Below are 20,265 nucleotides of genomic sequence, written 5' to 3'. Positions count from 1 at the left end.
AGAACGTGGGCTGATCTTCGACTGTTGGCCGAGTGGCTGAGGGAAAAGCTAAGCATCGAACGGTGTGAGCTTCTATTAACGGACTTTGATTTACCAGTAACGGAGTGAAATATGGACAAACTGAATGTTGGTGTAAACGGCAAGAAACTGGGCATGGTCTGCATGGTTCTGCTGTGCATCTTCGGGTCGAGTCTGGCCCAAGCAGCGGGGGTTGATACGGCAAACTCTTCGCTGACCTCGATGAAAACCTGGCTCGATACGTGGATTCCGCTTGCCTGCGCCGTGGTACTGGCGGTGCTGTGCATCCTCTGGTGGGCGCACGTTGTTCGCGCTGACTTTGCTACCCGTGGCGCCCTGGCAATGATCGGTGCTGGCTCTGCCAGTTACATCGTCAGTTTCTTCTTCGGCTGATACCAGAAGGGTGGGACCTGCTGGTCCCGCCCTTGGGAGGTTATCGAATTGAATTTCTCACAAGGACGGTTCCCCTTGTTCAAAGGGGCAACTCGGTTGCCGACCTTAGCTGGTGTGCCTAGAACTGTGTTGCTCGTCACCTTCATGTTCTGCGGCGCGTTGTTCCAGTTCATTCACCTGTGGGCCATTGGGGTATTCGTGTTCCTGTTTGTCATCGAATGGTGCATCACCAAGCACGATGACCGAGCTTTTCGGATTCTCTACCTGGCTTGGAAGACCAAGATTGTGAACAGGTCTGAATCGTCTTTTACGAACTTGTGGGGCGGGTCTAGTTACTCGCCCAGGGACTACGGAGATCAAGACTAATGGCCGTAACAGCCCGCGATGTAAAGAGCGTCAAAAAATTCACGAAGGAACCTTCCTTCAAAAAATTCGTACCGTATCAACACCACATCACCGACCACGTAATCAGCACGGAAAACGGCGAGCTGCTGACGATCTTCAAGCTTCGTGGTCGCACGCACGATTGTGCCTCGGATCTCGACCTGATCCGCTGGCACCGAGATCTGAACACCATGTTCAGGCAGATCAGCACCGAGCACGTCAAGTATTGGACCCATCAGCATCACCGCGAGGTCAACGACTACCCGGAAACGGAGTGGAACTTGGCGTTCGCCCAGCACTTTGACGACAGCTACCGCAAGAGCTTCCAGTCTAAGCCGCTGATGGTGAATGATCTCTACCTCACGGTGGTTTACAACCCCGTAGGCGACCTGGCGCAGAAGGTCTTTTCCAAGATGGAGCGACCAACCCGCGAAGAGTTGGTAGACATGCGCAACGAGGCGTTGAACGCCCTGGAAGAGATCAGCAGCCGTGTCATGCACACGCTCAAGCCTTACGGTATTGAGCGGTTGGGCGTCTACTATCGCAACAGCCGCGGCGAAATCGCCACTGCCGAGAATCAGGAAGATGACACCTGGCTGGCTGATGAAACCGGGCTTGAGGCTGATGCCTTCGATATCGATCCTGACGACCTTCTGGCCGATACGGTGAAGACCGCACCAGCGCCGGCAGTTCCTGCGTCAGAAAGCGCCGGGAGCCTTCGGGCATTTTCTACTGCCCTGGAATGGCTGTCGTTCCTCATCAACGGTTACTGGCAGCCAGTACCCGTCTGCCGCTCGAAGATTCGTTCGTATTTGGTGGAAACCCGGCCCGTATCCTCTATTTGGGGCGACATTATCCAGCGCCGCCGCTTCGATGGTATTGATTACTTGGCTGGTGTTGAGATCGTCGATTACGACGATGAGACGGAGCCTGGCCAGCTGAACCTGCTGATGGAAGCTGATTTTGAATACGTGCTGACCCAATCCTATTGCTGCATGTCGCTGGGGGCTGCTCAGACGTTCCTGTCTAACCAGCAGAAATCGATGCTGGAAACCAAGGACAAGGGCAAGTCGCAGATTCGGCAGTTGGAAGACGCCGAGGACGATGTGACCTCGCGGCGGTTTGTCATGGGTTTCCATCACGCGACCATCCACGTTTGGGCAAACACTGCGAAAGACGTACAGAAGCTGGCCCGCAAAGCCAAGGGCATGATGACCGACTGCGGTATCAAGGCTGACTCGGTTGGCCTCGCTTCCGAGGCTGCCTTTTACGCAATGCTGCCGGCCAACCATGCGTATGTTCCCCGCCCGGTCCCAGTGAATAGCTGGAACTTCCTGTGCTTCTCGCCGTTTCACGGCTTCATGACTGGCAAGGCGAACAACAACCCCTGGGGACCAGCAGTCACGTTGTTCAAGACCACGGCAGGTACGCCGCTGTTCTTCAACTGGCACGTGTCGCCGATGGAAGAACAGTCGTTCGGCAAGCGTCCGCCAGGCCACACCCTGATCCTCGGCCAGACCGGTGCCGGTAAGACGACCCTGCTCAATGCGTTGATTACCCAGTCCAGCAAGTTCGAGCCACGGGTTATCTGCTACGACAAAGACCGGGGCATGATGCCCCTGGTGACGTCCCTGGAAGGGCGCTATACCGTGCTGCGCGAGGGCGAATCGACGGGCTGGCAGCCGGCGCAAATCGAGCCGACTACCGCCAACGTTGCCATGGTCAAGCGTCTGATCAGGATTTGCGCGGAAACCACGAACGGCGGCCCGATTGAACAGACCGACGTGGAACTCATCGGCAAAGCTGTTGACCATGTGATGGTCAGTGGCCTGGTCGACAAAGAGCTGCGTTCGTTCTATGCGATTTGGCGGCAGATCCCGGCAGCGGCGCGAGTCAACAACCAGCAGAAATTGTCCCTGGCTGAAATGCTCAAGCCCTGGTGCCGAGGTGGTGAACATGGTTGGTTGTTCGATAACCCGTCCGACGCCCTGACCTTCGACACGCACAAGGTGTTTGGTTTCGATCTGACCGACTTTATCGTGGCCCCGGATCAACCGGCCCCACAAGCCCGCACGCCGTTGCTGATGTACCTGTTCTATCGCGTGCGCCTGGCCATCGATGGTAGCTGCCGCGTAATTCAGGTGTTCGATGAATTCGCCCAGTATCTGGACGATCCCTACATGGATGTGGAAGTGAAGCGCGGTTTGAAGACCGACCGGAAAAAGGACGCGATCTACGTCTTCTCCACGCAGGAACCAAACGACGCCCTGGAAAGCCGGATCGGCAAAACGATCATGCAGCAGTGCGTGACCAAGATCCTGCTGGAAAACCCGGAAGCAGACCCCGTGGACTACATGAAGGGGCTGAAACTGACCGAGGCGGAATATCAGGCGCTGCTAAACATCCCTGAGTTCAGCCGTCAGTTCTTGGTCAAGCAGGGCAGTCAATCGGCCATTGCAACTATGGATCTGCGCGGGATGGAGAAGGCAATAAGCATCCTTTCGGGCACCCCGGACAATGCGGATCGCCTGGAAAGCATCCTTGCCGCCAATCCAAACGCCAAGCCAGAGGTTTGGCTGCCGAAGTATTGGGAAGCGGTTTTACCCAAGCAACAGAACAGGAGCAACTGACATGGAAAAGTACGTTTTCGCCGCTGCGGACACCCAGGACGTAATGCGTCTGCCGGCGCTCAAGGTAAAAGCCATCGTGCGGAGCTGCACGATGGCCATCTTCCTGGGGGCCGCAAGCGTCTCGCATGCACAAGTCGTTGTCGAAGACCCTGCCGTGCTGGCCAACACGGCGCTGCAAGTCCAGAACATGGTCCAGCAGTTGGCCAACCTCAAGTCGCAGCTGGAAACCCAAGAAGGCATGTACGCCTCTATGACCGGCGCACGCGGATTTGGTGGGATGCTGCCTGGTAGTGCTGATGCATTGCAGAAGAACCTGCCGGCTGACTGGAGCAAGGTTTACTCCGACGCGATGAACAGCAATTCGAGCATCACAGGCTCTGTGCGCGACATGCTCACCCAGTTCGATAGCGAGGTCGAGAACATGGGACGAACCGAGGCACTGGACCTGGTGAACCAGCGTCTCAAGGAAAAAGGGGCATATGACCGCGTAATGGCGCAGCAGGCCTACAACAACCAGATGCGCGAACTGGAAGATATCCAGACGCTGACCAACCAGATCGACACAACCACGTCGCAGAAAGAAATCGCTGATCTGCAAGCCAGAATCTCGACCGCTCAAGGCGCGATCCAGGGCGAGCAAGCCAAGTTGCAACTGATGGCCATCCTCCAGCAGTCGCAAGACAAGGTACTGCAACAACAACAACAGACTGCCGTTCGCCGCTATGTCATTGGCGATCAGAACGACAATCTTGAAGCCCCTAACCTCACGGAATGACCGTTATGAAAAAGATCGTATGCCTGTTGCCACTCTTCGCTGCCCTGGCCGCTTGTGGTGAGGCCAACACCAAAGAGTGGTACATGCAGCATGACAAGGAACGGGCGGTTCGCGTTGCCGAGTGCCGTAACGATGCCAAAGAGCAGGTGAGCGCTGATTGCCAGAATGCCCTGGCCGCTGAGGCTCAAGTCGTGACCATGGGCAAAGGGCAGTCGGATTACAGCATCGACCTCAAGCTCGATAAGAAGTGACGGGGGTGAACAATGGCTTATAACGCAACGACTCAGATATTCAGCTACATGGACGAAGTGTCCAAGGAGCTGGTGGCGTCGAACGTGGCGACCATCATTGCCGCTGTGACACCGTTGGTTGCCCTGGGTTTAACCATTGTTCTCATGGTCGAAGGCGCCTTTAAACTCTACGGCGGCGACGGCGAGCCGCTGACAGACATGCTCAAGAAGTTCGCATTCTGGGGCCTCATTCTCAGCATATCGTCGGCGGGCGGTTGGTATCAGACCGAACTCGCAGATGTGGCGCTGAAAACACCCGATGAGTTCGCCTCGATCCTGATTGTCGATGGCAAGTCGGGTTCCAACGTGCAGAACGAAGTCGCCAGTACCATCGACAAGGCGCTGGAAAATGGCTTGAAAACCGCGCAGCGTGCCTTTGATAACGCAGGCGTGACCAGTGGTGCAGGCCTTGCGAGCTTCTTGTTGGCGGCTGCGGTGCTTCTTTCCACGGTGCTGGTCTGCGGCATTGGCGCGGCCCTGATCCTGATGGCCAAGTTTATGCTGGCCATCGCGGTCTGTTTCGGGCCGATCTTTATCATGTGCCTGATGTTCGACTCCCTGCGCGACCTGTTCTCGAAGTGGATCGGTTCGGTTATCAACTTCGGGCTGATAACCATCCTGCTGTCCGCCACCTTCGGCCTGCTGATGAAGTTTTACGGCAAAGCAGTGGCGGCGGCGGCAGACCCGGCAGCCAACTCGCCGATCTTGGTACCAATCATCACCTGCGGCCTTCTGACCGTGGTGACGTGGTTTGTCCTCAAGAAGATCCCCGACCTGGCCGCGTCCTGGGGTAGTGGTGTCTCGGTGCAGTTCGTACCGGGTCGTCAACGCCCAGGCAAGGGTGGCGGTGGTAACGCCGGAAAAGGCGGCGGAGCCGGCGCTGGCTCTGGTGCGGGTGCTGGTGCAGGTGCCGGTGGTGGTGCAGCTGCTGGAGCAGCGGCAGGTGCGGCAGCCGGTCCAGCCGGCGCAGCGGCAAGTGCTGTGGGTACTGCCATGCAGGGCATGGCCAGAGGTTCACGCCGAGCAGGCTAAACGGAATCACATTTGGGCTGTAATAAGTCCTTGAAATTATAATTTCAGGGATTTATTATGGCCCTGTCTTTTTCTCATCTGAGGTAAATCACATGGTGCGGTTTTCGACGGGATTGGTCGGGATCTTACTGGTTGCGGCTCTGGCTGGATGCGCAAGCAAGCCCAAGCCCGCACCTGAGCCTGACATGACCAATTTGGTGCCGGTCAACAAGACGTTGCCCAGCGCCCTAGTAGGACGCCCTGGGGTAATTCCCCAGGCCACGAATGGAGAACGTAAAGAATGAGTCGGGCTGATAAGAACGAGGCAATTACCAAGGCCGACATGGCCGTGTTCCAAGAAGAACGCCAGAACCTGGAAACGGATCTGCTCGATGAGGTGCTGAAATCCCGTCGAGTTGCCTGGTGGGTAGCGACTGGCCTGGGTGCTCTGGCCGGCGTGGCGTTGGCCGTGACCGGCTTCACCATGTACCGCTACAGCCAGCCGGTCCCGGCGCACATGCTGGTTATGAATAGTGACGGCACTATCCAGCAGGTGTCGTTGCTGACCCCGCAATCCAGCTATGGCGATGTAGCAGATACCTACTGGGTTTCTACGTTCATCCGCCATTACGAAAGCTACGAGTTCAACACGGCGCAGGCAGACTATGACGCTATCGGTCTGATGGCCGGCCCTGATGTGGCCGAGGATTACCAGAAGCGCTACAAGTGGGGCACCAAGGAAGCCATGGACAAGACCGTCGGCGACCGCAAGTCTGTCAAGGTCAAGGTTTCCTCGGTCATCCTCGACCGTGAAACAGGTATCGCTACGGTTCGCTTCTCTACCACTGAAAAATACCGCACCCGTGGTGCGGATGAGGCTCCGCAATTCTGGATCGCTACCCTGTCCTATCGCTACGACAACATGGAGCTGACGGCGGCGCAGCGCTACATCAACCCGGCTGGATTCCGCGTCTACTCGTACCGAGTCAATGCCGAATCTGTTGCCAGTGGGGGGGGCCGATAATGAATCTCAAATTCGCTATTGCAACTGCCTTGGCTGCGGCGCTGGTATCGGCGCCTGCCCTGGCGCTCAACGAGAAGACAGACAGCCCCTACGACTATCGGATCAAGACGGTGATCTACAACCCGATGGACGTTGTTCAGATTGACGGGGTGGTGGGCCTGCAAACGCTCATCCAATTTGCCCCGGATGAGGTCTACGTGACGCATAACTTCGGTGCGAAAAGCGCCTGGGAGCTGGTCAACAAGGACAACAACGTATTCATCCGGCCAATTGCCGAACTGAGCGACACCAACCTGACCGTGGTGACCAGCAAGCGGACGTACTACTTCCTGCTGCACTACATCGGCAGCAATGCCGTCAAAGGCCCTGATGGACAAGTGAAAGAAGAGTTCATCAAGACGCCCTGGAGCATGCGCAAAGCCACGGTAGGCGTCATCTTCAAATACCCGTTTGAAGACATGAAGGTTGCTAACAAAAAGCTCGAAGAACGACGCGTCCGCGAGGCGCTGGCCAAGGGTAATAACGGGCCAGTGAACATCGCCTATACCCGCTCCGATGATGAGAACAGCCTGGAGATCAGGCCGACCCACACCTGGGATGATTTCCGCTTTACCTACTTCGAGTTTCCGGCCAATGCAGCGTTGCCAAACGTCTACATGATTGGCCCGGATGGCAAGGAAACCATCCCGCAGACGCACATCGAGGGCGAGTATTCCAACATCATCGTGGCCGAGACAACGGCGCGTGAATGGCGGGTTCGCCTGGGTGATCGCGTGGTGGGTGTAGTCAATGGCGGTTACAACCCGGCGTTGGGCGCTAGCAAGACCGGCACCAACTCGCCCGTGGTTAAGCGCGTGTTGAAAGGGGGTGAGGAATGAGCCGCGACGTAAATATCGACGAACTGGACACGTTCGAGGACGACCGGGGCGGGTTCGATGGTGGGCCGAAAAAGAAAGTGCCAGGCCTGCGAGCGTTCATCGGCGTGTTGTTCCTGATTGCCCTGTGTCTCATTAGCTGGATCGTCTACAACAATGTGATTGCGCCGAAACTCCAGCAGCAGGAACAGGCCGAAAAAGCCTCGCCCAACAAGGCCAGGAACTTGCCGGGTGTGAGCTTCGCAACCACACCTGCGAACGCCGAGGACGAACCTGCCGAGCAGCCAGCCGAGCAGGCGCAAGCCGCCAGTACCTACCAGCAGCCGGTGCAACCGGCTCAGCCCGCACAGCAGGGCAAGGTCGAGCTAACGCCTGAGCAAAAGGCCATGCAGCGCCGGCTCAGTGCGTCGAGCGGGACAGAGGAAATGCGCTCCCAGGGTGCAGTCGCTACGCCTAGTCGTGGTGAGAAGGCCGAGCCGGTACAAACCAGCAGTGGCAGTTCGGAGTTGGCCACACGCATGAATAGCGCCCGGTACACTGCATCCAGGGCGACACTCATGAAAAACATGAGCATGTCGATAGCCGCTGGCACGATGATTAACTGCGGCACGATCACCGAGCTGGATACCACTGTTCCCGGCTTCGTTTCCTGCCAAGTGTCGAAGGAGGTTCGTTCGGCTGACGGTTCGGTGGTGCTGATCGACAAGGGCGCGAAGATCACAGGCGAAGTCAGTGGCGGCATCCTGATGGGCCAGGCCAGGGCCTTTGTACTGTGGTCGCGGGTTCGCAACCGCGACGGCGCCGTGGCCTACCTCGATGCGCCTGGTACCAACCGCCTCGGTAGCGCCGGCATTCCTGGGCAGGTCGATACCCACTTTTGGGATCGCTTCGGTGGTGCCATGTTCATTTCCGTGTTCAGTGACCTGAGCCGTGGTCTGATGCAGGCCCTGGTGAACTCCACCGACAAGTCGGACAGCGACACGACCGTGAACCTCGACAACACCTCGAACACCTCCGATTCGCTGGCCCGCGAAGTATTGCGCGCCACTATCAACATCCCGCCAACCCTGACCGTCAATCACGGCGAAGCCGTTTCGATCTTCGTGCCGCGTGACGTTGATTTCAGCGATGTGTATGGCCTGGAAATGGTGGAGTGAGGGAGGCACATATGGATATTGCGACCGAGCGCGACCTGGCTTTAGCAGACATGGACATGGCCCTGGCGGCGGCGAACTTCGCCCCGCTGCGGAAGTACCTCGACGATCCAGAAGTGTTCGAGATTCGGGTGAACAAGTTCGGCCAGGTGGTATGTGACACGCCCAAAGGGCGTGTCTTGCACGCCGACCCACGGATCACCTACGACTACCTGTGGGCCTTGAATGACCATCTACTGAGCCTGAACGGACTCGGCCGCACGCCTATCAGCTACGTGAAGTTGCCGGACGGATCTCGGGGGACGTTCTGCTGGCCCCCTGCGACTGTCGAGGGGACCATGCTCATGTCGATTCGTAAGCATTTGCCCGTATCGAAGAGCCTGGCCCAGCTTGCCCAGGAAGGCCGCTTTGCCAAGGTGCGACACCGTAAGCAGTCTGAACAGTTCTCTCTTGAGCCGTTCGAGGAAGAGTTGCTTGCGCTGTTGGAAAAGGGGGACGTGGAAGGCTTCTTGACGCTGGCCGTCAAGACTAAGCGGAACATTGCCGTAGCCGGTCCTACCGGCTCCGGCAAAACCACTCTCACCCGCTCGCTGATGGGGGCGGTGCCTACGGTTGAACGTGTGCTGCTGATGGAAGATACGCACGAAATCGACGATAACCGGCTCGATGAGGTGGGCTATCTGATGTACGGCGAAGGCGACGGGCGAATGTCGGCCCGTGAATGCCTCAAGCTGTGCATGCGCCTGTCCCCGGACCGAATCTTCCTGACCGAGCTGCGCGACGATGCAGCCTGGGACTACCTGGCCGGCGCGAACACGGGGCACCCTGGGGGCATTTTCTCGACGCACGCTGACAGCGCGGCCAGCACTCCTGCGCGTATCGCCACGTTGGTAAAGGCCTCGGAAATCGGTCGGGCGCTCGACTACGACGTAATCATGAAGACCATCAACACCACGTTGGATGTGGTCGTGTACATGGAAAAACGTGAAGTGCTGGAAATCCTGTACGACCCGATGTTCAAGAAACAAGCAATGGCAGCGGTGTAGGAACTCAAGCCGCTTAGCGCCCTGCAGGGCTAAACCCAAGGAGTAGTACGCATGACCGAAGCAACCAATATCTGGACTGCCACCGCCAACGAGATCACCAAGGCGGTACGTGAAAGCCTTATCGCCATGGGTTGTGGCGAGCCACAAACAGGCGATGTCTACGACCAGCTGCTGCTGATTGGTCGTAGCGGCGTGGAAGGGGTTCGGGGAGCAATGGAACAGTAAACGCACTTAAGCCCAGTACCTGCCCGCAAACCAGCGCTCTGTCTGGGGAGTACGATAAAACCACCGTTTTATGAAACCGCTTTAACGAACATCAGGAAGGACCGTAAACATCCGAAAAGCGGTTCGATAAACTCGTTTCGACAATCAGAGTTCTCCAATCAACAGTCACATACGAGTAAAGCGAACTCTAATTCGTGCTTACGTTGGTTTTCGGTTCCATTGCTCCCCAAACCCCAAGTCGTGCAGGCGCTGCGCGAGGCGTTCGGCCTGGATGCTGTGGCGCCCTCCCCTGACCTGGCCAGGCCGGCGCCTGTCGAGGACTACCACGGCCCCGGACTCGGTTACGAATCGCTCCTGGGCACCATGTCTGCCGCCAAGATCAGCCGCGAAGTGGGCGTACCCATTGGGGTTGTGGAAGCTCGCCAGCAGTACCTGGGCATTGCTCCCTATCGCCGGGTATCGCGTGCGGAGCGGTACGCGCACTTGTTCGGCCTGGTCCCGAATAACGTGCTGGCCAAACTCGCAGGCGTGTCGCATGAGCGCATCGCAGACATGCGCCGGTCGAGAGGCGTCTAGCGGGCAGCAAAAAGGGGCCGAAGCCCCTTTGCTGATTACAGACCGAATGCCCTGCCCTTTTCTTTGGGCTGTTTGGCCGGCAATTGCTGGCCTTGCTGTTGCTTCTGCACGGCGTCCTTCTGTTTGCCAGCCTGGTCGTGCCCTTTGCGCTCGAGCGCATGCCGCTGGAGCTGCTTGATATCCAGGGCGCCGGCCTTGGCGTTCAAGCGGCTGATCGCATCCCCCAGCTTCTGCCGGTTATCGGTGAAGATTTCCGCTGCATGACGGGCGCGGCTGATAGCCACGTAGTACACGTCCTTGGCGGTGGTGCGCGATTGGGTTTCAAGGTTGATGAGCACCTTGTCGCAGGTGAGACCCTGGGCGCTGTGAACGGTCGAAGCATAGGCCAGGCCGACGAACATAGCCGATGCTGTGTCCAGCTCGACCTGGCGGCCTTTGTCTCCTTCGAGCACCACGCGGTCGCTGTGGATCTCCTTCACCACAAATCGGTCGCCGTTGGCCAAGTCCTTTTCAGCGTCGTTTCGGGTGATTTTCACCTGATCCCCAGCGGCAAGCTCTGTTCTCTCGACGCTGTAGACCGAAAGCTTTGTACAACGGGCTGGAGTGAATTGCAGCGTCTCGCCTTCTGGCCCGCGCACGGTGAGTTTGTTGCCGGGGCCGGTGTCGAGTACCACGTACTGTACGCCACGTTGCAGCCCGTTCTTATAGTCCACCTCGGGGACGACAATGCTGCCCTTGCCGTAGTATTTACTGTGCCGGCGCTCGGCTTGGGTCGTATCCAGACGGTTGAGCAATGGATACTCCGCGCCCTGCCCTTTCAGTCCCAGCGCCTCCCGCACGCCTTCGTTGATTTGGATCCGACTGGCGTTGGTACCGGTGATAATTAGAGCCTGGTCACGCTCGGCCTTCGTCATTTTGGCGTAGGCGTCGACAATCGCCTGGTAGCGTGCCCCGTCTTCCTTGATCTCGCGTATCTCGTTCACCAGTGGCAGCGATTGCTTGGCTTTACCCTCGGCGGCCAGCTTCACCGCCTCCAGCAATTGCGGGTCCTTCTGCCGCTGAATGTCGGTCAGCCGGGACGTTTCCATGCCGGCTTTCATCAGCTGCTCGAAGGGTTTGCCGGCCTCGATGGCTTTGGTTTGTGCTACGTCGCCCAGGAAGACCACGCGGGCGCCGGCAGCCTCGATGGTTTTCATGGCTTCGTGCATCTGCCGCGCAGGTATTACGCCGGCCTCGTCGATGAACACGACGGTGTTGCTGTCGATCTTCTTATCGCGGGCCTTGAGGAACGATTGCAGAGTACGAGCCTCCAGACCCTCGGCCTGGAGCGCCTTCACCTGGCTACCATAGGGCGCCAGGCTGGTGACACGGTATCCGTTCGCCTCCAGCAGATCCTTGGCCGCTACAGTCATGTAGCTTTTGCCGACGCCGGCAAAGCCCTGGACGCCGATGAACTGGTTTTGTGTGCGGGCGATCCGCATCACCGAGGCCTGCTGTTCCGCCTTCAAGCCCCGATCGGCAAGGAAGGCTTCGGCGGCTTCTTTAGAGATCCGTGGCTCAACCGTACCGCGCCCCATTCGCTCGATTTGCAGCACCTCGCGTTCGCGCTTCTGCGCGATGTGCGTGGTAAAACGGTTTTCACCCTGGCGCAGCCGTCCGGTGCGGATGCCCTCATCAACGAGCCTGGCGGCCTCTGAGCGCGATTTGCCGGCGCGGACAAGGGTTGCCACCCATTCCTTGCGGCTGAGCTGTGGCGCCTCTTCGCGGGCCTTCTCGGCGGCCTTCCCCTTCTTTCCATCGGCAGGGTTTTGTGAAGAGTAAAGCGGTTCCTCGCGGATCAGGTGGCCAGATGCGGCACGCCGCTCGATGCCGGCGCGCACGTCGTCGATGGTGAGGGCGCCGTACCCGTGGCGCAGCGCGGTATCCATCAGCTCCTTCTGACCGATAACCGCCTGGCGCTCGGTCAGACTCTTGATCGCGAATTCGATCACCTGGTCGGCACGGTACTCCAGGGGCTTCTCGATCTGCGGAGTGGCGGCGCTGTTTCGCTCCCTGCCGCCCTGCGCATCGGCGCCGACGCCGGCCCACTCGCGGCTGTGGTAGTCGATACCCAAAGCCCTCGACCGTTCAAGCCAAACCTGGCGCAATTCTTCGCGGTCGATTCCACCCTGCTTTTTGTCGCGGGTGGCCAGCGCGGCCTGGTTCTTTTCAGCATACGACGCTGTGCTGCGGTCCAGGCCTTTCGCCGCTAGCGCTGCCTCGATCTGCTGGCTGCGCGAACTGAATTCGCGGATCTGCTCGTCGGAGAAATGCGCCAGGTCGAATGTACCGTTGCGCTCATAGCGCAACTGGAAGCCGGCCTTTTCCAGCTCGCGGGCCAGTTCCGCCTTGTAGACGTTGCCCAGGAACATGGACGAATTGAACACACCGTCATTTTTCAGTGCCCGCCATTCGCCGTCGCTACGCTGGGTCATGTTCAGCACGAACGCATGGGTATGCAGGTCGGGGTCCAGGGCGCGTGAGGTTTCGTGTCGGAACTTGGCCACCACCAAGTTGTTGGTGTTCTCGGTACCGGTCTTCTTGTTGACCGTTATTCGGGCCTGGGACAACCGTTCAGCCTCGCGAATGGCTGCTGCCACCGCCTTATCGTGGGCTTCGATAATGCTGGCGTCACCGTGGACCAAGGCCTGGAGCGACACACCTTTGGGCGCTGAAAAGGTGAGGTCATACCCAAGCCTTTCCTTGCTGACCACTTTGCCATCAGCCTCTTTGACAGTGCGCATGAGCTTCGTGCTGTCGCTAATTCGGCCATCCAATAGCTCGCGGAATCGGGCCTGCTCTACTTCCCCGGACAGGCCCAATGCCTCGGCGCCGGCACCTTGCCATTGCATGGCGCCGCCGTCTTTTGCGTAGTAGTCATCCGCACCATCCGCGTAGTACGACACGACTTTGCCCAGTGATTGCCGAGAAATGGTCGTGATATCGAGCATTTAGATGATCTCAAGGTTTGGGACGATGCCCGGTACCGGGTTCGTGCGGGTGAAGTTGATCGGGTCGATGGTCACACGCGCAATCGGGATGCTTCCGGGGAACGACAGGAAGCCTTCGAGGTTGTTCAAAGCCATGATCTCCGACGACATAACGATGCGCTCGGGTTTCACATCCTCGTTCTCGCTGCGAGTGCCCCAGTCACCCCAGCGCGAGCTGCGGCCTTCCTTGGTGCGCAGTACTTCATGCTCGCTCAAGGCTTTGGACATGCGTTCGGCGGTTGCCGTACCCATGCGGCCAACGGCCAGGGCAACCATTGTCCGGTGGTTGGCCAGCATCGTTTCAGCCAGTTTCTCGCCATACACGGATTCGAGCTGGGTGTAGGACTGGTAGCCAGATACCACGCAACCGCCCTTCTTCCGGCCCCGAGTCAACATGTCGCCCAGGGTGGGCAGTCGTTGCAGCGATTCCAGCTCGTCAAGGAAGGTCCAGATCCGGCGCTTGGGATTGGACTTCATCCCAAGAATGCTGGTGAAAATGGTATCCACCCAGCAACTAATCAATGGGCGCAGCGCTTCGCGCATGTTCTCGTCCCAAGTGATAAACAAGTTGCCGCCGTTAGGATCTTCGCACCACTGGCGCAGCGAAAAATTGCCTGGTGGCATATCAAAATGCGCAGGTAGTTTATTACTGAGGACAAACCGGACGCTGCCTGTAGCGCGCTCGTTTTCAGTAAACAAAGATACGGCTCTTGTGCCTTTTACAAAAGCCTGGAGAGTTTCCGAGTCGCACTCGTTAGTCCATCGGAATACTTCCCGCATGCCAGGGTTGCGCGTGGTGTTATACAGCTTCTTGGCCACCTCTGCGAACAGCAGACGGCCATACTGGTTCCATTCTTCCGAGTCGTTACTGTCTGAAACTTGAATAATGGATTTTGCGTAGCGCTCGAAATCGTAGTGACTACGGATTTCGTTATAGAAGTTCCAACCTTCCGTCCTGGCATCATATGGATTCAGGATTTTATCGCCCTTGCGGTAGAAGGTAGATAGGAACTCTCCATCGGGATCAAGGATTACCATGCGATCTTTCCGCTGCATGCAGCCATACATCATTTCGCGGAAAATCGTACTCTTACCCGTACCCGTGGCCCCGCCAACTGAGAAGTGTGTCGCCTCGGCAGCAATAGGAACAGGCACCCCGGCAATAGTTATTTGTTCCTCTTTCTCCTTTGTCAGTCGTTTAAGCTCACGCTGGGAGACAAGTTGGCTACCACGGAAATACTTATCAAAGTGAGCGCCGGCAAAAGTGGTCTTGCTCAACTTCACGATAAGCACGCACAACGCAATCGCGAGTATCAGCCCACCAACTAAAGCAACCGCAAGCGGCCACAAGGTGAACGTGTTTTTCGCCAGGTAGAACACCCTGTCTCGGGCGCCTTGCTTTTCAATTCCATACATCAGCTTGGCGGTAAAGAACCACGCGAACAGTGGCACCAGCACCATGACGGCGAGGCAGATTTGAGATCGTTGGCGCTCGTTCATCAGCTATCCCTCTTTGATGAATCCCATACGTCGAAGCCCAGGCGCTCGACCTCGGCCTGGGCTTCCCTCTTAGCATCCGGTTTGGACGCGGTGCGCAGAAGCAATAGCAGCTCGATCAAGATGGCCATCGACTGGCGGTCGATTCCAGCGGTCGGCTGGCCGTCACCGCCAGGCCGTTGATCGAGGCGCTGGAGGATCATTTCTAGCGTGTCCTCCTGCTCCATCTGCCGGAAAAGCTGCCGGCGTACATACTCCGAAATGTCGCCCTGGGACCGCTCTTCCAGCTCGATTTTCTGTGTTTCGGTGCATCGAAAGCTCACTGTGGGCACGGATGGCCTCCTTGTCTGACGTGTGTCAGACACAAAATACAGCAAAATCAGGGCTTGCACTCACTTTTGTCTTACGCAGGTATTACGCTTTTTCGCGAGTCGTTGAAAATGCTTTATTTTTCAACGACTTAGCGATGCGAAGCATTGCGTATGGTGTATAGCTCGTTAAGGGAAAATACCGCTCTGCTTTTAAGGGAGAAAATAGCCGTCTGCACCCCTCGGAGGCCGCAAAAAAGCGTCCTCCTGATCCCTCACGCGCAGCGTGAGGGGCTTTTCGCCGCCCAGGGGTGCCACTGAGTACGCATTGAAGACAACCGAGAGACGATGTGAAGACACCGGAGAGACAAAAAAGGGACTTGCCAGAGTCAAAAGGGACGGCTAGAGTACGGATCAGAGACAAAGAGGGGACAAAAGTGCCCGAGGTCGATAACGAGGGGTAAGCGATGCCACTATCGCGACTAAAACCACGGAGCGATTCGGCCCTGGTGCGGAACATGCTCGGCGAGATCGAGGCCGCACTGACAGCCGGAGCCTCACGGGAGGATGTTTGGAAAACGCTCAAAGAAGAGCACGGGATGGGGATTGGCTTTAACGGGTTTTGCAAGGCGCTGATGCGAGCGAGGGCCGCAAGGCAGGAGCGAGCTGGAACACCAGCGACGACCACCCCACCGCCACCCCGACCGGAAAGTGATGGCCAGGGAAAGGATGTGGATTGCGCAATCCAGAAAGACGAACCAACGCCACCCGAGGCGGGCGCACCCGTAAAGGGTCGCATCGTCACCAGTAGCGATTTCGAGAAAGTCCACTCCATGGATTTCTCTGATCTTGATGATAAATATACGGGCAAAAGGAAATAGCGTATGAAACGAGCGATCTTGAACTACAGCGGCAGCATCGGCAAAACCACTATTGCAGCGCACCTGCTCTACCCTCGGATGCCAGGCGCGGCATTCTTTGCCATCGAGTCGATTAACCAGTCGGCCCTGGACTTGGGTATTGCCGAAGTGGTTACGATGCGAGGCCGCGAAGCGGGCGAGCTGATTGAGGATTTGGTACTTGAAGATATCGCCATTATTGACATTGGCGCTTCTAACATCGAATCGTTCTTTGAGGCTGGATCGCGCTATCACGGTTTCATTGACGAAATTGAACAGTTCATCATTCCGGTAACTCCCGAGCAAAAGGCCTGGCAGGAAAGCTTGAAAACTGTTGAGGCGCTGGCGACCATCGGCGTTTCTCCTGATCGCATCATTCTGCTGCCGAACCGAATCCGTGATAATCCCGAAGCTGAAATTCCGTCGATCTACAACTATGTAAAGAAAACCAAGAAGGCGACCATCAAACCGGGCGCGTTCCTGTTTGACAGCGACGTTTATGGTTATCTCGCGGCCAACAAAATGTCGTTCGATCAACTGATTGGCGAAGATACCGACTACAAGGCAATGGCCAAGGCCGAAACTGATGTTGAGAAGGCCAAGGAATATGCACGCCTTCACCGTTGGACAAGTTACGCGAAGCCCGTTCGCGCTAACTTGGACGAATGCTTCGCCGCTTTGACGGCCTAAGTGCACCGGAGTGCCAGTGATGGATTCTAGGAAACCGAGAGAAGAAGTATTAATTGAGTGGTTCCTGGGCGACTCGAAAGAGATCCTGGCCGATCTCCAGGGCGCGGTCGCGGCGGCCCGTGAGGTCCACCAGTCGATGCAGGAGGCCGGCGCAAGCCTGGCCTCCACGGTCGAAGACGCACGCGCCGAGCTGGTGACGGCCAATCGGGAGCTGACCGCCGCGATTCGGGAAACCGAGGCACGGCATGACAAGGCCCTGGAGAAGCTGGACCGCCAGGCCAAGAGCCTGTTGGCCGCGACCCAGCGGCGGACGGTATGGGTGGCGGCGATCTGCGCCGGCATTGCCGGCCTGGCCGGAGGCCTGGGCGGTGCCCTGCTCTTCTACCGCTTGGTTGCCGGCTAGCGCCGGGTTGTGACACACGCTGAGGCCGCCGCAAGGCGGCCTCGCCGTTTGTGGGAGTCGCCGCAGGCGCTCCCGTGCGGCAAGCGGAGCGCGCAGCGCCTGGGAACCGGGCGCGGAGGCGAGAGGGATGGAAGCCCGAAGGGGCGAGACGCGGCGTAGCCGTGGCTCGATGCGCAGCACGACAGCCCGCGCCGAAGGCCTCGCCCTGGATTGCGCAATCCACTTCTATTAAACTGGATTGCACAATCCACAAGACAGGATCGTCACCATGTCGCTACTGCCGACTCATGAGGTCTATGCCGAGCTGCAACTGGCGTATGAACACTTCAACGTCCAGCTGTTCGACGGCCAGCTACCGGACTGCCTTATCACCCTCCAGCGTGAACGCCGAACCTACGGCTACTTCTCGCGCAAGCGCTTCGCCCGTCGTAGCGGTGAAATGACCGATGAAATCGCCATGAACCCCGGCTACTTCGCGATTCGCTCATTGCGCAAAACGCTGTCGGTGCTGGCCCATGAAATGGTGCACCTGTGGCAGTTCCACTTTGGCGCGCCTGGCCGGCGTGGCTACCACAACAAGGAATGGGCCGCCCGCATGGAAGCCCTGGGCCTGATGCCCAGCAATACCGGCGCACCTGGTGGCAAGCGCCTGGGCGAACAAATGGATCACTACATCATCCCAGGCGGGCGCTTTGACGTGAGCTGCGCGGAGCTGCTGACGCGGGACTTCTCGCTGTCGTGGTACGACCGTTTCCCCCCGGAACGACCGCAAATTGACCCGCCGACCGGCTCGAACGGTCGCGGGTTTGTCGATGACGTAGACGGTGAGGACGAAGGCCAGGGGCAAGCTCTGGATCAGGGCGGCGATGAACTGGGGCCGCTCGGTGAGCTGGTCGAGCTGCCGCCCGAGGTGCCGCCGAACCGGTCAAACCGGGTCAAGTACCGGTGCCCGAAGTGCGCAACGCAGGTGTGGGGCAAGCCTGAACTGGCGATTCTTTGCGGCGGCGAACACTGCGCCGGGTCGCCATTCCAGCCGGTCGCACGATGACAAAGGCCCGCGAAAGCGGGCCTTTTGGATTGCGCAATCCACATCCTCAACGGTGGCCAGGTCCTGCGCCCTGGCCTCGATCTCCGGCTTCCCAGCATGCGGCGGCCTTGCGCAGCAAGCCGGCGCTATCGCGGTGCGCCAGTTCGCCCGGTTTGGTGATGAACGTCGCGGCGGCCTCGTAGAACTCTGCGGCCACTTCCCAATCGTGTTGCAGCTCGGCCTTGCGCGCAGCGGCGGCAAGCGCCTGGCATGTCCTGGCGGCCTTGGTCGGCGTGGTCTGGTGTCCGTACATATCCTGTTCTCCAGCGGGGAGCGCCGGGGCGAAGCCGCGGCGCTCGGTTGGGTAGTGGGGTTAGGCCCGTTTAACAGCCCGTGCGAGGGTCAGAAGGTCGGCGGACTCCATTAACTGGTCGCGCTCGGCCAGTTGCTGCATGGACGGCACCGGGCGAGCTGGGGCCGCTGCGCGGCGCGCAGAAGCGGCCAGGCGGGCCAGGAAGACACGGAACGAGGGAAGGGCTTGAGTAGCCATAGGTAACTCCTTTTTTCGCAGAGGAAGGCCCGGAGCGGTTGCCGCCGCTGGTATCCGGGCCAGGATTGGTTTACTTGGTCAGGCGCTCGCTGCGCACAAAGCCTTCGCACATGTCACGGAAGATCGTGGCGTGCAGTTCCAGCGGGAACTCGGCGATCACCTCGCGGCGACCGATGCCGCCACGCTGGGCAACGATCATGTACATGGTGACGTTGGCTGGGGTCTGGTTCGGGCGAGCCTGATGGGACACTTCAACGGTGAAGCCGCTGAACTCGCGCAGGGCCTCGGCTTCGCTGAAATACAGGATGTGGGTTTCGATAGTCATGGGTTGAATCTCCTTTCGCAGATTGCCCCGGAGCGGTTGCCGCCGCTGGTGTCCGGGGGTGTCGAGGCGGTATTGCTTCGACGTGGTTAGTATCTCAAAAAGCGGCCCTTACGTCAACTATTCGTCAAACAATATTTGACCTAAAGTTTACTGGAATTCCACCGATCACAGGGCAAAAAAAAGCCCCGGACGTGTCCAGGGCGGGGAAGGCAGTCGCGTCACTGCATCATCCAAGTGAAGCGGTACGGATCCATGAACGGAATATCGTCGTCGAAGCTGTCGAAGTCGGCGGCGGGCTGCGGGGAGGGTTGCGGCGGCTGTTGCTGCGCTGGTCGCCGTTGGGCCTGCTGTGGTCGCTGTGCCTGCTGGCGGGGTGCCTGCTGCTGGCCTTGATTGTACGGATCACCGCCTTGCTGTTGGTTCTGCGGACGCCCGCCCAGCAGCTGCATGGTGCCTTGCATGTCCACGATGATCTCGGTGGTGTAACGCTTGATGCCGTCCTTCTCCCATTCGCGGGTCTGCAACTTGCCCTCGATGTAGCACTGGGAGCCTTTGCGCAGGTACTCGCCGGCAATTTCCGCGACCTTGCCGAACAGCGAAACGCGGTGCCACTCGGTGCGCTCGACCTTCTGGCCGCTCTGCTTGTCTGTCCACTGTTCGCTAGTGGCCAAGCTCAGGTTGGTAACGGCGTTGCCGTTGGGCAGATAGCGGACTTCAGGGTCTTGTCCGCAAGTGCCAACGAGGATCACTTTGTTTACGCCACGGGCCATGATGAGTCTCCTTTCTCGCGAAAGTGCCCGGTCTAGACCGGGCACGCTGGGTTAAATGAATGCGTCGTTGATTGCTTCGATCAGCAATTGCTTTTCGGTTTCGCTGTGCATGTTGACCAGCATCTCATTGAACAGGTCCACCCCTTTCCGCGAACCCAGCTCGTCGTCCTCGATCACCTCCAGCTCGTAACGGATCAGGTCGATGAGATCGGCCAGAACAATGACCGCGCAGACGTTAAACGGGTGTTGGATCACTGCCTGAGAATCCATGGTTGCCGCCTCCGGTTTGCGCATCCCCTTAGCGAACGAAAGGAAGTCTTCTTTCGTCAGGAAATCGCCGTCCTCTAGAAAGGTGCTGGTATTCAT

General features: G+C 58.4%; 24 protein-coding genes. 17 read left to right on the top strand and 7 right to left on the bottom strand.

What is annotated here, in order from left to right:
• Positions 1–111: 111 nt before the first annotated feature.
• The 13 genes from AC05QJ_RS32845 (at position 112) to AC05QJ_RS32785 (ending at position 10,401) form a co-directional block, all read left to right on the top strand.
• Positions 112–411 carry a hypothetical protein gene (locus AC05QJ_RS32845; RefSeq protein ID WP_054882153.1) on the top strand — a complete coding sequence of 100 codons (300 nt, stop codon included), beginning with the start codon at positions 112–114 and terminating at the stop codon, positions 409–411.
• 48 nt (positions 412–459) lie between these two features.
• On the top strand, positions 460–777 hold the full coding sequence (locus tag AC05QJ_RS32840; protein ID WP_044275511.1) for a VirB3 family type IV secretion system protein: 318 nt from the start codon (positions 460–462) through the stop codon (positions 775–777).
• Positions 777–3,425: a VirB4 family type IV secretion/conjugal transfer ATPase gene (locus tag AC05QJ_RS32835; RefSeq protein WP_054882152.1), complete on the top strand. Its 2,649-nt coding sequence runs from the start codon at positions 777–779 to the stop codon at positions 3,423–3,425. The genes AC05QJ_RS32840 and AC05QJ_RS32835 overlap by 1 nt, the downstream gene beginning before the upstream one ends.
• Position 3,426: 1 nt before the next feature.
• Entirely contained in the window at positions 3,427–4,200 is a 774-nt protein-coding gene (locus tag AC05QJ_RS32830; RefSeq protein ID WP_082438073.1) for a TrbJ/VirB5 family protein, read from the top strand.
• 5 nt (positions 4,201–4,205) lie between these two features.
• The gene (locus AC05QJ_RS32825; RefSeq protein WP_019692591.1) at positions 4,206–4,451 is read left to right on the top strand and encodes an EexN family lipoprotein; all 246 of its coding nucleotides are present in this window, start codon (positions 4,206–4,208) and stop codon (positions 4,449–4,451) included.
• Positions 4,452–4,463: 12 nt separating this feature from the next.
• Complete coding sequence (locus AC05QJ_RS32820) at positions 4,464–5,522, top strand: TrbL/VirB6 family protein (RefSeq protein WP_054882151.1); 1,059 nt, start codon at positions 4,464–4,466, stop codon at positions 5,520–5,522.
• A gap of 92 nt (positions 5,523–5,614) precedes the next feature.
• A complete protein-coding gene (locus AC05QJ_RS32815; RefSeq protein WP_032491391.1) occupies positions 5,615–5,806 on the top strand; it encodes a hypothetical protein in 192 nt (63 codons plus the stop codon).
• Complete coding sequence (locus tag AC05QJ_RS32810) at positions 5,803–6,525, top strand: VirB8 family type IV secretion system protein (protein WP_135192801.1); 723 nt, start codon at positions 5,803–5,805, stop codon at positions 6,523–6,525. Before AC05QJ_RS32815 ends, AC05QJ_RS32810 begins: the two co-directional genes overlap by 4 nt.
• Complete coding sequence (locus AC05QJ_RS32805; protein ID WP_054882048.1) at positions 6,525–7,403, top strand: TrbG/VirB9 family P-type conjugative transfer protein; 879 nt, start codon at positions 6,525–6,527, stop codon at positions 7,401–7,403. Before AC05QJ_RS32810 ends, AC05QJ_RS32805 begins: the two co-directional genes overlap by 1 nt.
• A complete protein-coding gene (gene virB10 / locus AC05QJ_RS32800; protein ID WP_054882047.1) occupies positions 7,400–8,557 on the top strand; it encodes a type IV secretion system protein VirB10 in 1,158 nt (385 codons plus the stop codon). The genes AC05QJ_RS32805 and virB10 overlap by 4 nt, the downstream gene beginning before the upstream one ends.
• A gap of 11 nt (positions 8,558–8,568) precedes the next feature.
• Positions 8,569–9,600 (top strand): ATPase, T2SS/T4P/T4SS family, encoded by a 1,032-nt coding sequence (locus AC05QJ_RS32795; protein ID WP_054882046.1) that lies wholly within the window; start codon positions 8,569–8,571, stop codon positions 9,598–9,600.
• Between the two features lie 51 nt (positions 9,601–9,651).
• The gene (locus tag AC05QJ_RS32790) at positions 9,652–9,825 is read left to right on the top strand and encodes a hypothetical protein (RefSeq protein ID WP_156327455.1); all 174 of its coding nucleotides are present in this window, start codon (positions 9,652–9,654) and stop codon (positions 9,823–9,825) included.
• 219 nt (positions 9,826–10,044) lie between these two features.
• Positions 10,045–10,401: a hypothetical protein gene (locus AC05QJ_RS32785; protein WP_256221718.1), complete on the top strand. Its 357-nt coding sequence runs from the start codon at positions 10,045–10,047 to the stop codon at positions 10,399–10,401.
• A 35-nt stretch (positions 10,402–10,436) separates the two neighbouring features.
• On the opposite strand, the gene mobF is transcribed toward AC05QJ_RS32785, so the two are convergent.
• The 3 genes from mobF to AC05QJ_RS32770 are packed head-to-tail and all read right to left on the bottom strand — an operon-like array spanning position 10,437 to position 15,259.
• Entirely contained in the window at positions 10,437–13,391 is a 2,955-nt protein-coding gene (gene mobF, locus AC05QJ_RS32780) for a MobF family relaxase (RefSeq protein WP_054882045.1), read from the bottom strand.
• A complete protein-coding gene (locus AC05QJ_RS32775) occupies positions 13,392–14,930 on the bottom strand; it encodes a type IV secretion system DNA-binding domain-containing protein (protein ID WP_012477637.1) in 1,539 nt (512 codons plus the stop codon).
• A complete protein-coding gene (locus AC05QJ_RS32770) occupies positions 14,930–15,259 on the bottom strand; it encodes a hypothetical protein (protein ID WP_046094785.1) in 330 nt (109 codons plus the stop codon). Before AC05QJ_RS32770 ends, AC05QJ_RS32775 begins: the two co-directional genes overlap by 1 nt.
• Before the next feature lie 494 nt (positions 15,260–15,753).
• Here AC05QJ_RS32770 and AC05QJ_RS32765 point away from each other — a divergent pair, with 494 nt between their 5' ends.
• From AC05QJ_RS32765 to AC05QJ_RS32750, 4 genes are all read left to right on the top strand, one after another.
• Positions 15,754–16,116, top strand: coding sequence for a hypothetical protein (locus tag AC05QJ_RS32765; protein WP_054882044.1), 363 nt, complete (start codon positions 15,754–15,756; stop codon positions 16,114–16,116).
• Positions 16,117–16,119: 3 nt separating this feature from the next.
• The gene (stbB, locus tag AC05QJ_RS32760; protein ID WP_012477622.1) at positions 16,120–16,824 is read left to right on the top strand and encodes a StbB family protein; all 705 of its coding nucleotides are present in this window, start codon (positions 16,120–16,122) and stop codon (positions 16,822–16,824) included.
• Positions 16,825–16,843: 19 nt separating this feature from the next.
• Positions 16,844–17,227: a plasmid stabilization protein StbC gene (gene stbC / locus AC05QJ_RS32755; RefSeq protein WP_012477621.1), complete on the top strand. Its 384-nt coding sequence runs from the start codon at positions 16,844–16,846 to the stop codon at positions 17,225–17,227.
• Positions 17,228–17,495: 268 nt separating this feature from the next.
• On the top strand, positions 17,496–18,275 hold the full coding sequence (locus AC05QJ_RS32750) for a SprT-like domain-containing protein (RefSeq protein ID WP_012477620.1): 780 nt from the start codon (positions 17,496–17,498) through the stop codon (positions 18,273–18,275).
• 46 nt (positions 18,276–18,321) lie between these two features.
• On the opposite strand, the gene AC05QJ_RS32745 is transcribed toward AC05QJ_RS32750, so the two are convergent.
• From AC05QJ_RS32745 to AC05QJ_RS32730, 4 genes are all read right to left on the bottom strand, one after another.
• Positions 18,322–18,567 carry a hypothetical protein gene (locus tag AC05QJ_RS32745; protein ID WP_015272406.1) on the bottom strand — a complete coding sequence of 82 codons (246 nt, stop codon included), beginning with the start codon at positions 18,565–18,567 and terminating at the stop codon, positions 18,322–18,324.
• Between the two features lie 307 nt (positions 18,568–18,874).
• Positions 18,875–19,129, bottom strand: coding sequence for a hypothetical protein (locus AC05QJ_RS32740; protein ID WP_054882043.1), 255 nt, complete (start codon positions 19,127–19,129; stop codon positions 18,875–18,877).
• A 218-nt stretch (positions 19,130–19,347) separates the two neighbouring features.
• Entirely contained in the window at positions 19,348–19,899 is a 552-nt protein-coding gene (locus AC05QJ_RS32735; RefSeq protein WP_012477636.1) for a single-stranded DNA-binding protein, read from the bottom strand.
• 51 nt (positions 19,900–19,950) lie between these two features.
• A complete protein-coding gene (locus AC05QJ_RS32730) occupies positions 19,951–20,265 on the bottom strand; it encodes a hypothetical protein (protein WP_054882042.1) in 315 nt (104 codons plus the stop codon).

The sequence above is a fragment of the Pseudomonas sp. TUM25319 genome (assembly GCF_056388475.1).
This window is presented reverse-complemented; position numbering and strand designations above follow the sequence as displayed.

Coding starts and splice junctions, on each gene's coding strand:
- AC05QJ_RS32845 (WP_054882153.1), top strand. CDS start 112: ATGGACAAACTGAATGTTGGTGTAAACGGCAAGAAACTGGGCATGGTC.
- AC05QJ_RS32835 (WP_054882152.1), top strand. CDS start 777: ATGGCCGTAACAGCCCGCGATGTAAAGAGCGTCAAAAAATTCACGAAG.
- AC05QJ_RS32830 (WP_082438073.1), top strand. CDS start 3,427: ATGGAAAAGTACGTTTTCGCCGCTGCGGACACCCAGGACGTAATGCGT.
- AC05QJ_RS32825 (WP_019692591.1), top strand. CDS start 4,206: ATGAAAAAGATCGTATGCCTGTTGCCACTCTTCGCTGCCCTGGCCGCT.
- AC05QJ_RS32820 (WP_054882151.1), top strand. CDS start 4,464: ATGGCTTATAACGCAACGACTCAGATATTCAGCTACATGGACGAAGTG.
- AC05QJ_RS32815 (WP_032491391.1), top strand. CDS start 5,615: ATGGTGCGGTTTTCGACGGGATTGGTCGGGATCTTACTGGTTGCGGCT.
- AC05QJ_RS32810 (WP_135192801.1), top strand. CDS start 5,803: ATGAGTCGGGCTGATAAGAACGAGGCAATTACCAAGGCCGACATGGCC.
- AC05QJ_RS32805 (WP_054882048.1), top strand. CDS start 6,525: ATGAATCTCAAATTCGCTATTGCAACTGCCTTGGCTGCGGCGCTGGTA.
- virB10 (WP_054882047.1), top strand. CDS start 7,400: ATGAGCCGCGACGTAAATATCGACGAACTGGACACGTTCGAGGACGAC.
- AC05QJ_RS32795 (WP_054882046.1), top strand. CDS start 8,569: ATGGATATTGCGACCGAGCGCGACCTGGCTTTAGCAGACATGGACATG.
- AC05QJ_RS32790 (WP_156327455.1), top strand. CDS start 9,652: ATGACCGAAGCAACCAATATCTGGACTGCCACCGCCAACGAGATCACC.
- mobF (WP_054882045.1), bottom strand. CDS start 13,391: ATGCTCGATATCACGACCATTTCTCGGCAATCACTGGGCAAAGTCGTG.
- AC05QJ_RS32775 (WP_012477637.1), bottom strand. CDS start 14,930: ATGAACGAGCGCCAACGATCTCAAATCTGCCTCGCCGTCATGGTGCTG.
- AC05QJ_RS32765 (WP_054882044.1), top strand. CDS start 15,754: ATGCTCGGCGAGATCGAGGCCGCACTGACAGCCGGAGCCTCACGGGAG.
- stbB (WP_012477622.1), top strand. CDS start 16,120: ATGAAACGAGCGATCTTGAACTACAGCGGCAGCATCGGCAAAACCACT.
- stbC (WP_012477621.1), top strand. CDS start 16,844: ATGGATTCTAGGAAACCGAGAGAAGAAGTATTAATTGAGTGGTTCCTG.
- AC05QJ_RS32750 (WP_012477620.1), top strand. CDS start 17,496: ATGTCGCTACTGCCGACTCATGAGGTCTATGCCGAGCTGCAACTGGCG.
- AC05QJ_RS32745 (WP_015272406.1), bottom strand. CDS start 18,567: ATGTACGGACACCAGACCACGCCGACCAAGGCCGCCAGGACATGCCAG.
- AC05QJ_RS32740 (WP_054882043.1), bottom strand. CDS start 19,129: ATGACTATCGAAACCCACATCCTGTATTTCAGCGAAGCCGAGGCCCTG.
- AC05QJ_RS32735 (WP_012477636.1), bottom strand. CDS start 19,899: ATGGCCCGTGGCGTAAACAAAGTGATCCTCGTTGGCACTTGCGGACAA.
- AC05QJ_RS32730 (WP_054882042.1), bottom strand. CDS start 20,265: ATGAATACCAGCACCTTTCTAGAGGACGGCGATTTCCTGACGAAAGAA.